General features: G+C 67.5%; 12 protein-coding genes. All 12 read right to left on the bottom strand.

Going from position 1 to position 10,986, the window contains the following annotated elements; all coding sequences use genetic code 11:
* Positions 1 to 159 (bottom strand): biotin carboxylase N-terminal domain-containing protein (locus tag LDO29_RS26160; protein WP_224082650.1); only part of this gene is annotated, 159 nt, incomplete at its 3' end.
* A gap of 73 nt (positions 160 to 232) precedes the next feature.
* Positions 233 to 1,258, bottom strand: coding sequence for a biotin synthase BioB (bioB, locus tag LDO29_RS26155; protein WP_224082644.1), 1,026 nt, complete (start codon positions 1,256 to 1,258; stop codon positions 233 to 235).
* A gap of 14 nt (positions 1,259 to 1,272) precedes the next feature.
* A complete protein-coding gene (gene bioD / locus LDO29_RS26150) occupies positions 1,273 to 2,010 on the bottom strand; it encodes a dethiobiotin synthase (protein ID WP_224082643.1) in 738 nt (245 codons plus the stop codon).
* Complete coding sequence (bioF, locus tag LDO29_RS26145) at positions 2,007 to 3,233, bottom strand: 8-amino-7-oxononanoate synthase (protein ID WP_224082642.1); 1,227 nt, start codon at positions 3,231 to 3,233, stop codon at positions 2,007 to 2,009. Before bioF ends, bioD begins: the two co-directional genes overlap by 4 nt.
* On the bottom strand, positions 3,223 to 4,632 hold the full coding sequence (gene bioA, locus LDO29_RS26140; RefSeq protein WP_224082641.1) for an adenosylmethionine--8-amino-7-oxononanoate transaminase: 1,410 nt from the start codon (positions 4,630 to 4,632) through the stop codon (positions 3,223 to 3,225). Before bioA ends, bioF begins: the two co-directional genes overlap by 11 nt.
* Positions 4,633 to 4,962: 330 nt before the next feature.
* On the bottom strand, positions 4,963 to 5,751 hold the full coding sequence (locus tag LDO29_RS26135) for an enoyl-CoA hydratase/isomerase family protein (protein WP_224082640.1): 789 nt from the start codon (positions 5,749 to 5,751) through the stop codon (positions 4,963 to 4,965).
* Positions 5,752 to 5,808: 57 nt separating this feature from the next.
* On the bottom strand, positions 5,809 to 6,720 hold the full coding sequence (locus tag LDO29_RS26130) for a dienelactone hydrolase family protein (protein WP_224082639.1): 912 nt from the start codon (positions 6,718 to 6,720) through the stop codon (positions 5,809 to 5,811).
* Between the two features lie 33 nt (positions 6,721 to 6,753).
* A complete protein-coding gene (locus LDO29_RS26125; RefSeq protein WP_224082638.1) occupies positions 6,754 to 8,361 on the bottom strand; it encodes a carboxyl transferase domain-containing protein in 1,608 nt (535 codons plus the stop codon).
* 74 nt (positions 8,362 to 8,435) lie between these two features.
* A complete protein-coding gene (locus tag LDO29_RS26120) occupies positions 8,436 to 9,122 on the bottom strand; it encodes a glutathione S-transferase family protein (protein ID WP_224082637.1) in 687 nt (228 codons plus the stop codon).
* Entirely contained in the window at positions 9,119 to 9,550 is a 432-nt protein-coding gene (locus LDO29_RS26115; protein WP_224082636.1) for a YchJ family protein, read from the bottom strand. The genes LDO29_RS26120 and LDO29_RS26115 overlap by 4 nt, the downstream gene beginning before the upstream one ends.
* Positions 9,547 to 10,254 (bottom strand): HAD family hydrolase, encoded by a 708-nt coding sequence (locus tag LDO29_RS26110; RefSeq protein ID WP_224082635.1) that lies wholly within the window; start codon positions 10,252 to 10,254, stop codon positions 9,547 to 9,549. The genes LDO29_RS26115 and LDO29_RS26110 overlap by 4 nt, the downstream gene beginning before the upstream one ends.
* Positions 10,251 to 10,910, bottom strand: coding sequence for a 2-hydroxychromene-2-carboxylate isomerase (locus LDO29_RS26105; RefSeq protein WP_224082634.1), 660 nt, complete (start codon positions 10,908 to 10,910; stop codon positions 10,251 to 10,253). Before LDO29_RS26105 ends, LDO29_RS26110 begins: the two co-directional genes overlap by 4 nt.
* Between the last annotated feature and the right edge of the window lie 76 nt (positions 10,911 to 10,986).

Here is a 10,986-nt window from a genome sequence, read left to right as displayed (position 1 = left end):
GCCGCCGATATGCACGGCTTCGTCGCAGAAGGCGACGTGGCGGGCATCGGCGTCGGCGTCCGAGTACACCGCGACGGTGCGGATGCCCAGCCGGCGGCAGGTGGCGGCGACGCGGCAGGCGATCTCGCCGCGGTTGGCGATCAGGATCTTGCTGAACATGAGCTCCCTCCGTTTAACCCCGTTATCGGGATCTTACGGCGGCGAGCTCTCCGCGTGGTGATTTCTTAACTATTCAGCCTGCGTAGCCTTCCGCGCGGATGTCCAGGCGGGCCAGCAACGCGCGGTCGCGGTCGGCCTGCGGGTTGCCCGTGGTCAGCAGCTTTTCGCCGTAGAAGATGGAATTGGCGCCAGCCATGAAGCACAGGGCCTGCAGCGCTTCGTCCATCGCCTCGCGGCCAGCGGACAGGCGCACCATCGCGCCCGGCATGGTGATGCGGGCCACGGCAATGGTACGGACAAACTCGAACGGGTCCAGCGCCTCGGTGCCGGCCAGCGGCGTGCCTTCGACCTGCACGAGGTTGTTGATGGGCACCGATTCCGGATACGGGTCCATGTTGGCGAGCTGCGCGATCAGCCCGGCGCGCGCCTCGCGCGATTCGCCCATGCCGACGATGCCGCCGCAGCAGACGTTGATGCCGGCGTCACGCACATGGCCGATGGTATCGAGCCGGTCCTGGTAGGTGCGCGTGGTAATGATCTTGCCGTAGAACTCCGGCGAGGTGTCGAGGTTGTGGTTGTAGTAGTCCAGGCCGGCGTCCTTGAGCGCCTGCGCCTGCTCGGCCTTGAGCATGCCGAGCGTGACGCAGGTCTCCAGGCCCATCGCCTTGACCTCGCGCACCATGTCCATGACCGGCTCCAGGTGGCGGTCCTTGGGGCTGCGCCAGGCGGCACCCATGCAGAAGCGCGTGGCCCCGTTGGCCTTGGCGGCGCGGGCAGCTTCGAGCACCTCGTCGAGCGCCATCAGCTTCTCGGCCTTGACGCCGGCGTCGTGGTGCGCGCTCTGCGGGCAGTAGCCGCAATCTTCTTCACAGCCACCGGTCTTGATCGACAGCAGCGTGGACAGCTGCACGGTGTTGGCGTCGAAATTCTCGCGGTGCACCTGTTGCGCGCGGAACAGCAGGTCATTGAACGGCAGCGCGAACAACGCGGCGACGTCGTCGACGCGCCAGCGGGCGTCTTCGGGCAGCGCATGGCTGCGTGCGGTCTGGCGCAGCGATTCGGCGGAAATGGTGGCGACGGTTTGAGTGGCTTGGGTCATGATCGGCTTCTGTTTTATGCAGCGAGGCCTTGGGCCTCGGACTGGTATTGGGTAGGGCGGACAAGTAGCGGCGCAAGGTCGAGTCGCGCGGCGGCATCGGCCGGCGCCACTTGCCAGGGCAGCTCGCCCAGGCACGGCGTGTCGAGCGCTTCGTGCAGCGTGGCGATGTTTTCGTCGGCCAGCAGCATGTCCGGATCGACGCGGTTGGCGATCCAGCCGGCCAGCGTCAGCCCACGCGCGCGGATGGCCTCGGCGGTCAGCACGGCGTGGTTCAGGCAGCCAAGGCGGATGCCCACGACCATGACGACGGGCATCGCCAGCATCACGGCAAGGTCCGCCGTACTCCAGCGCACGGCGCCGGTATCGAGCGGCACATGGAAACCGCCCACACCTTCCACGACGACGGCATCGGCCTGCTCGCGCAGTGCGTCGAAGGCACGGCGGATGGGCGCGCGCGTGATGCGCACGCCTTCCCGTGCCGCAGCCAGGTGCGGCGAGCACGGCGTGCGCAGCAGGAACGGGCTGGTCTGGGCCAGCGGCACCGCGACGGAACTGGCCGCGCGCAACGCCGCCACGTCATCGTTGTGCCAATGGTCGCCCCGCCATTCGCTGCCGCTGGCCACCGGCTTCATGCCGACGGCGGCATAGCCCGCCGCGCGCAGCGCATGCAGCAGCGTGGCGCTGGCGTGGGTCTTGCCCACCCCGGTGTCGGTGCCGGTGACGAAGCACTGGAACTTCGCAGGCTGGCTCATGCTGCCTCCCGCTTCGCTTCGGGTGGCACGGCGCTGGCCAGCACGCCGACCAGCCGTTGCACATCCGCCGCTGTATGCGAGGCCGACAGCGTGATGCGCAGCCGCGCGGTGCCTTCCGGCACGGTCGGTGGCCGGATCGCGCCGACGCGGATGCCATCCGCCTCCAGCCGGGCCGCCAGCGCCAGCGAGGTGGCGTTGTCGCCGACGATCAGCGGCTGCACGGCGGTGGCGCTGTCGCCCAGCTGCCATCCGGCCGCCGCGGCCAACGGGGCCAGGCCCGCACGCAGGTCGGCGATCAACCGGTTCAGGTTGGCGCGGCGTTGCCGGCCCTCCTCGCCTTCGATGATCGCGAGGCTCGCCATCAGCGCATGTGCCACCGCAGGCGGCGCGGCCGTGGTGTAGATGTAGGGGCGCGCGGTGTTGACGAGGTGTTCGATGATGGTGTCGTGCGCGGCCACGAAGGCGCCCGCCACGCCGGCGGCCTTGCCCAGCGTGCCGATGTAGATGAGGCGCTCCGAGTTCAGCCCCAGCGCCTGCAGCACGCCGTGGCCATCGTCGCCCAGCACGCCGAAGCCGTGCGCGTCGTCGACAATGATCCACGCGTCATGCCGTTCGGCCAGCACGAGCAACTCGGCCAGCGGCGCCACGTCGCCATCCATGCTGAACACGCTGTCGGTCACGATCAGCTTGAGCGGACTGTTGCTGGCGCCAAGCAGCGCGTCCAGTGCAGCGGCGTCGCAGTGCGGGTAGCGCTGCACGTCCGCGCGCGCGAGCCGGGCGCCGTCGATCAGCGAGGCATGGTTGAGCGTTTCGCAGAACAGCGTTGCGCCCGCGGTGCCCAGGGCCGTCAGCACGGCCATATTGGCCATGTAGCCAGTGCAGAAGTACAGCGTGCGCGCTTGCGGGATGTACGGGGCGAACCAGCGCGCGAGTTCCTCTTCCAGCCGCGCGTGCGCAAGCGAATGGCCGCTGACCAGGTGCGAGGCGCCGCTGCCCGCGCCATACAGCCGCGCGCCTTCAGCCAGCGCGGCGACGACGTCAGGATGGCTCGCCAGCCCCATGTAGTCGTTGCTGCAGAACGTCAGCAAGGACTGCGGCGCGGGCGTTTCCACCGGCCCCACGGACTGGTGCGGGGCGCAGGCCGTATGCGCGATGCGGCGCCGTCGCGTGAGCGCACGGGCCTGGCGTTCGTCGGCGGCGCGGCGCAGTTGTTCAAGCAGCATGGCGGACCTCATCGTTGGCATTGGTGGTACCGAGCACATCGTCCAGCGCGGCGAGCAGTTGCCCGGCCAGCCAGCGCGCCTGCGCGGCATCGAAAACATAAGGCGGCATCACGTACAGCGTGTTGCCGATCGGCCGCACCAGCAGCTCGCGCGCGCGCGCGGCCTGGTGGAAGCGCCCGGCGAAGCCTTCGCCGGCCACCTCGTCGCGCACATCGACGGCCCAGATCAGCCCGCGCTGGCGCATGCGATGCAGCCGCGCATCGCTGGCGAACGGTGCCATCGCGTCAGCCAGCCATTGCGCGCGTGCGCGGTTCTGCGCGATCACGTCGTCCTGCGCGAACAGGTCCAGCGTGGCCAGTGCGGCGCGGCAGGCGAGCGGGTTGCCGGTGTAGGAATGCGAATGCAGGAAGCTGCGTGCGATTTCATCGGCGACGAAGGCGCGCTGGATCTCCTGGCGCGACAGCACCAGCGACAGCGGCAGGTAGCCGCCGCTGATGCCTTTGGACAGGCACAGGAAATCCGGCCAGACATGCGCGGGCAGCGGCTGGTCTGCGCCCCGGCATTGCTCCCACGCGAAGAAGGTGCCGGTGCGCCCGCAGCCGACCGCGATCTCGTCGGCGATCAGGTGCACACGGTAGCGGTCGCACAAGGCGCGCGCGCCTTCCAGGTAGGACGGGTCGTACATGGCGATGCCGGCCGCGCACTGCACCAGTGGCTCGACGATCAGCGCGGCGATCTGGCCCGCACGCTCGCGCAGCAGCGTCTCCAGTGCACCCAGCGCACGCGTGGCGACGTCCGCGGCGGTTTCGCCCGGCGCGGCCTGGCGTGCATCGGGCGACATCACCACATGCGCGCGGCGGATCAGCGGATCATAGGCATCGCGGAACACGTCCAGGTCGGTCACGCCCAGCGCGCCCACGGTCTCCCCGTGGTAGCCGTTGGCCAGGCAGACGAACTCGCGCTTCGCCGGCAGGCCGGTGTTGCGCCAGTAGTGGAAGCTCATCTTGAGCGCGATCTCTACCGCCGAGGCACCGTCCGAGGCGTAGAACGCGTGGCCCAGCGTGCCGCCGGTCAGCGCGGACAGGCGCTCGGCCAGCTCGACGGCCGGCGCATGTGTGCAGCCGGCCAGCATGACGTGCTCCAGCGTCTGGAGCTGGTCTGCGAGCGCGGCGTTGATCTTCGGGTTGGCGTGGCCGAACAGGTTGACCCACCACGAGCTGGTGGCGTCGAAATAGCGCCGGCCGTCCGCGTCATGAAGCCAGGGGCCTTCGCCGCGCACGATGGCCAGCGGCGTACCGGTATCGTCAGGGCGCAGCCGCGTGCAGGGGTGCCAGACTGCGCGCTTGCTGCGCTGGCCGAGCGAATCGCCGGCCGTGGCATGCAGGGACTGTTGTTCCAAGGGAGTCCTCCTTTGTTGACCATCCGTGCCGGGCGCCGTCGGCTGTGCCGGACAGTGCGATGGGGACGGAATGGTTGGGGAGGCTCATGTTAGGAATGTCCCACGGGGGTTGGCAACGCCTGGGATTTTTTCGAGTTAACGGAGAGTTAGCCAGATTTGAGCGACGTTCGATGGATGATGACTCACCCTTGTCGCTAGCGTGCTGCGATCTTCACGCAAGTATCTACAGACATTTTTCGCGGCGACACGATTCCGCATGCCGCGGTGTGACTCCCCTCTCCCGCCGGGCAGGAGAGGGGAGCAAACAAGGGGTTGGAGATACGCCCAGCCTCAAGCCGGCCGCCACGACGGCGAGCGCTTCTCCAGGAAAGACCGCACCCCTTCCCTCCCCTCCGCCGAAGCACGGATCCTTGCAATCCGGTCTGCGGTGTCGGCCAGCAAGTCATTGTCGATCACGCGGCCCGCCACCTCCTGCACCAGCCGCTTGCTTTCCCGCACGGCATTGGGACTGTTCGCCACCAGCGCCGCGGCAATCTCGGCCACCTTGGCATCCAATGCCTCCGCAGGCACCACCGCATGCACAAAGCCTAGCCGCAGCGCTTCGGCCGCATCAAAACGCTCCGCCGTGATGAAGTAGCGGCGCGACGCCTGCTCGCCCATGGCGCGAATCACATACGGGCTGATGGTCGCAGGCAGCAAGCCAAGCCGCGCCTCCGACAGGCAGAAGTGCGCATGCTCCGCCGCCACCGCGATGTCACAGGCGGCGACCAGCCCCACGCCGCCGGCATACGTGTCGCCCTGGATGCGCGCGATGACCGGGCGTGGGCAGGACCAGATGGTGTGCAGCATCTGCGCGAGCGTCAGCGCATCGGCCCGGTTCTCGTCGTCCGAGTAGCTGGCCATCTTCTTCATCCAGTTCAGGTCCGCGCCCGCGCAGAACGCCGGCCCGTTGCCGGCAAGCACGATGGCGCGCACCTCGTCCATGTCGCCGAGCGCGCGGAATGCGCCGGTCAGTTCGGCAATGACGGTTTCGTTGAAGGCGTTGCGCACATCGGGCCGGTTCAGCGTGACAGTGGCGATGTGGCTGGCAATGTTGACAGTAAGCGTGGTGAAGTCCATGTTGCGCTCCGGATGAAATGAGATATGCAGGCCTGCGCCGCGCGTGCGGACGGCAGGTCAGGAGCCGTTCTCGAACGGCAGGCCAAGCGATCGGAAAAAGGCGCCGACTTCCGGCAGCCAGACAGGAATGCCCTCGCGCGCGCTGAACAGGCGGTGAGAATCGCCAGCGAACTCGCCAACGTCGATCATGCGCGCGTTGGCGGCGGGCCCTTTCGCATTGGCCTTGTAGGCGTTGAACATGCGGGCGGGCAACGGCGCGGGCCAGTAGCTGTCATTGTCGCCGTAGATCCACAGCGAAGGATAGCGTGCGTCCTTGCCATAGTTGCCGAACGTCTCGATCAGGCGGTCTTCCCAGTCCGCACAGCTCAGGTTCCGCAGGCCACCGGCAAAGTTGACCACGCCGAGCACGCCGGGATAGGAGATCGTGCTGAACGCCATGGTCGTCAGGCCGCCGTGCGACTGGCCGATGACGACGATGCGGTCCTTGTCGACATAGGGCTGGCTGACCATGTAGTCCAGCGCCGCCACCACGTCCTCTGCCTGCTGCAGGCCGTTGATTTCGATATTGCAGCTGCCGCCGATGTACGGCCCGCCTGAGCGTGCAAAACCCTGGCGCATCGGCAGCACCACGACGTAGCCGCGGCGCAGGAACTCGACGCTCTGCGCCGGGAAGCGTGCGCGCCCCTGGAACGCCGGCTTGCCGGGGGCCTTGCCATGGTTGATCACCACCAGCGGGAACGGGCCGTCACCGGCGGGCTTGAACACCGTCGCTTCCAGCTCGATGCGGAATGGCGAGGCAGCCTTGGGCAGCAGCACCACCTGCTCGGAAAACTGCACACGCGTCACCGGGGCGGCCGGCGCTCCGCTCGTCTCGGGCGGCTGTGCCCGAGCCACGCCTTGCGCATACAGCAGCAGGCCAAGCACGGACAGCGCGGCAAGACGTCGAAGCAAAAAGGCAGGACAACCCATGACAGTCGCGAGAGGCGCGTGTTGCCGGCTCCCTTACATGCGGAACACACCGAACTTCATGTCGTCGATCGGCGCATTCAGGCTCGCCGACAGGCCCAGCCCCAGCACCGTGCGCGTCTGCGCCGGGTCGATCACGCCGTCGTCCCACAGCCGCGCGCTCGCGTAGTACGGGTGGCCCTGGTGCTCGTACTGGTCGCGGATCGGCTGCTTGAAGGCCTCTTCCTCTTCCGCGCTCCACTTGCCGCCTTTCGACTCGATGCCGTCGCGGCGCACCGTGGCCAGCACGCTCGCCGCCTGCTCGCCGCCCATTACCGAGATGCGCGCGTTCGGCCACATCCACAGGAAACGCGGCGAATACGCGCGCCCGCACATGCCGTAGTTGCCGGCGCCGAACGAGCCGCCGATGATCACCGTGAACTTCGGCACCTGCGCCGTGGCGACCGCCGTCACCATCTTGGCGCCGTTGCGTGCGATGCCTTCGTTCTCGTACTTGCGTCCCACCATGAAGCCGGTGATGTTCTGCAGGAACACCAGCGGGATCTTGCGCTGGCAGCACAGCTCGATGAAGTGCGCGCCCTTGAGCGCCGACTCCGAGAACAGGATGCCGTTGTTGGCGATGATGCCCACCGGGTAGCCCCAGATGCGCGCGAAGCCGCACACCAGCGTGGTGCCGTAGCGCGCCTTGAACTCGTCGAACTCGGAGCCGTCGACGATGCGCGAAATCACCTCGCGCACATCGAACGGTTTGCGCGTATCGGTCGGGATCACGCCGTACAGCTCTTCGACCGGGTACAGCGGCTCGGCCGGCTCGTGCAGGCGGATCTGGTCGGGCTTGCGCCGGTTCAGGTGCTGCACGATGTTCCGGGCCAGCGACAGCGCGTGATGATCGTTCTGCGCGAAGTAGTCGGCCACGCCAGACAGGCGCGTGTGCACGTCGGCGCCGCCGAGGTCCTCGGCAGTGACTTCTTCACCCGTGGCGGCCTTCACCAGCGGCGGGCCGCCCAGGAAGATGGTGCCCTGGTTCTTGACGATGATCGACTCGTCGCTCATCGCCGGCACGTAGGCGCCACCGGCCGTGCAAGAGCCCATCACCACCGCGATCTGCGGAATGCCCTGCTTGGACAGGTTGGCCTGGTTGTAGAAGATGCGGCCGAAGTGGTCGCGGTCGGGGAAGACGTCGTCCTGGTTCGGCAGGTTCGCACCGCCCGAATCGACCAGATAGATGCACGGCAGGTTGTTCTGCTCGGCGATTTCCTGCGCGCGCACGTGCTTCTTGACCGTCATCGGGTAGTAGGTGCCGCCCTTGACGGTCGCGTCGTTACAGACGATCACGCATTCCTGCCCGGCCACGCGGCCGATGCCCGTGATGATGCCGGCGCCCGGCGCGGCGTTGTCGTACATGTCATACGCGGCCAGCTGCGACAGTTCCAGGAACGGCGTGCCCAGGTCCAGCAGCTGCTGCACGCGGTCACGCGGCAGCAGCTTGCCGCGCGACAGGTGCTTGTCGCGGGCGGCATCGCCGCCGCCTTCGGCCAGCTTCGCCACCTTGGCCTTGAGGTCGGCCACCAATGCCTGCATAGCTTCGGCGTTGGCCTTGAACGATTCGGAGCGCGCGTTGAGTTTGGTTTCCAGCGTAGGCATGTTGAGGTCTCTTCCCGGTCTCTTGCCGCTTGGTCTCTCGAAGTCTTCCCGTCAGGGGTGCCGCGCTGCCAACGTCAGCTGCTGCGCTTGGGCAGCGGATGCCCCGGCATCAGCTCATAAGGGTGCTTCCATCCCGGCAGTGCCCGCATGCGCTCCGTCCAGGCGTGGATGTGCGGATACTCCTTGCGCCAGTGCACGCCGATCTCGTCATCGAAGAAGACATAGCCCGCCAGCGAGAAGTCGGCGATGGTGGCATGGTCGCCCAGCACGAAGCCGCGGCCGGCCAATTGTGCGTTCAGTACGCTCCAGGCGCCCTCGCAGCGCGTGCGGAAAAACTGCAGCACTGTCGGGTCCGGTGCCGCGGTAAAGGCGCGCAGGAAACGGTAAGTGGCGGTGTACGAGGTGAACTTGTGGTTATCGAACAGCAGCCAGCGCAGGACTTCGGCGCGCTCGGCCTCGCTCGCGGCACCGTAGGCGTCCAGGCGCGATGCCAGCGTTTCCAGGATCACGCCGGACTGCGACAGGCGCTGCCCGCCGAACTCCAGCACCGGCACCTCGCCCATCACGTTGATGGCGCGATATTCCGGCGTACGGGTCTCGCCATTGAAGTAATCGACAAAGCGCGGTTGCCACAACTGCCGGCCACGCTGTGCGCCGACGGTCTCCAGCAGCAGCGCCGCCTTGTAGGCATTGCCGGACTGGGCAAAGCAGTACAACAGGTACTCCGGCGTGCCACCGGATGCCTGCGATTCGGTGCTCATGACGCCTCCCCGATCATGTCGCCATCCACGTATAGCCACACGGGCGCCTCGCCGGCAGCGCGTGGCTCACGCACGAACCGGCTGCGTTCGTGCAGCCGCCAGGCGCGCCCGCCCACCTTGTAGCGCGCCACGAATTCCACCTCGGCATGCGTATCGTCCTGCTGGGAATGGGCCTTGATGGTGAGACCCAGCCAGCGCGTGCCCGTATCCGGCAACAGGTCGGCGGGGCACGTGGACGGGTGCCAGGTCCGGCGGACCCAGTCCATATTGCCCATGACATAGGCCGTGTAGCGCGAGCGCATCAGCGCCTCGGCATTGGGCGGCACGGCATCGCCGCGGTGATAGCGGCCGCAGCACGCGGCATAGTCCGCGCCGACGCCGCAGGGGCATGGCGCGGGCGTGGCGCGAGGCGGACGCTTTGCGCTCATCCCAGCAACTCCGGCAGTTCCCGCATGTCGGCGAACAGGTGGTGGGCACCGGCTTCGCGCAGCATGGCGGCATCATTGCGCGCCGCATAGCCGAACACGGTCATGCCCGCGGCCACGCCGGCGGTGATGCCGGCCGGGCTGTCTTCAATCACCGCGCAGCGCGACGGCTCCACACCCATGGTGCGCGCTGCCAACAGGTACACGTCCGGTGCGGGCTTGCTGCGCTCCACTTCGGTGGCCGAGAAGATATGCTCGCGCTCGTCCTGCCGGAACAGTTCCACCAGGCCCGTGCGCGTGAGCTGCAGCTTGACCTTGATGCGGTCCGCGCCCGACGCCACGCACACCGGCATGCCGGTGGCGGCGATGGCAGCCACCGCTTCGCGCACGTACGGCACGCTCTGCACCTCGGCCTCCAGCACCTGGTTGCGCCGCACCAGCCATTGCGACAGCCAGTTCTCCGGCAGCGGCGCGCCGCGCATGCGCGCGATGGTGTCGAGTTCCTCGCGCACCGCGCGCCCCAGGAACATCTTCGTTGAATCCTCGAGCGAGATAGCGATGCCAAGCTCGTTGAGCATTTCGTTGAGCACGCGGTTGACGATGGGTTCGCTGTCGACGAGCACGCCGTCGCAGTCGAAGATCACACAGTCAAAACGCGAGGATGGGCCGGAGGATGGACCGATGCCGGCCCGGTCTGCTGCAGTCATGCGGGTTTCTTTTCCTTGTTGCTGTCCACGCTGGACACGGCGCGCAGTTCGGTCTGGCGGCCGCGCTTCAGGTGGTCTTCGATCTGGTCGAAGCGGTCGAAGCCCCAGAACGGCTCGCCGTCGATAATGACGAAAGGCGAGCCGAACACGCCCTTGGCCATGGCGACCTCGATCTCGGCCTTGAGCTGGTCCTTGATCTGGTAGCTGGCGGCGCCGGCATCCATCGCGTGCACGTCCACGCCGAGCGGCTCGGCCAGCTTCGAGATCTCCGCCGGCTCGGCGATGTTGATGTCGTCCACGAACAGGGCGTGGTAGACCGACCTGGCAAACGCCGTGGCGACATCGGCGCCGTGGTGGTTCTGCAGCCACAGCATGGCGCGCGCGGCGTGCGTGGTCGGCAGCGGGAAGTGTGTCGGGCGCTTGTACTCGATGCCGTGGAAGCGCGCGGTACGCTCGAAGTCGCGCCAGCAGTATTCGCCCTTGAGCGGGATCTGCGGCAGCGGCGAGGAGCCGGTGGTCTTGAACACCACCCCGAGCAGGATCGGGTGCCATGCCACGAAACGACCGTACTTCTGTGCCAGTTCGTCGATGCGCGTGCTGGCGAAGTAGCCATACGGCGACGAGAAATCAAAGTAGAAGTCGATCGCAGCGGTCATGGTCGGGGGCCCTCTGTCGTGGTGGATGGTCGGATGGCTTCGGGAAGCATCCAGGACGCCATGCCGTGCTTCCCAG

It is taken from the genome of Cupriavidus laharis (assembly GCF_914271435.1).
Classification (GTDB): domain Bacteria; phylum Pseudomonadota; class Gammaproteobacteria; order Burkholderiales; family Burkholderiaceae; genus Cupriavidus; species Cupriavidus laharis.
Note: the sequence above shows the minus strand (reverse complement) of the source record. Positions and strands in the feature narration are given on the sequence as shown.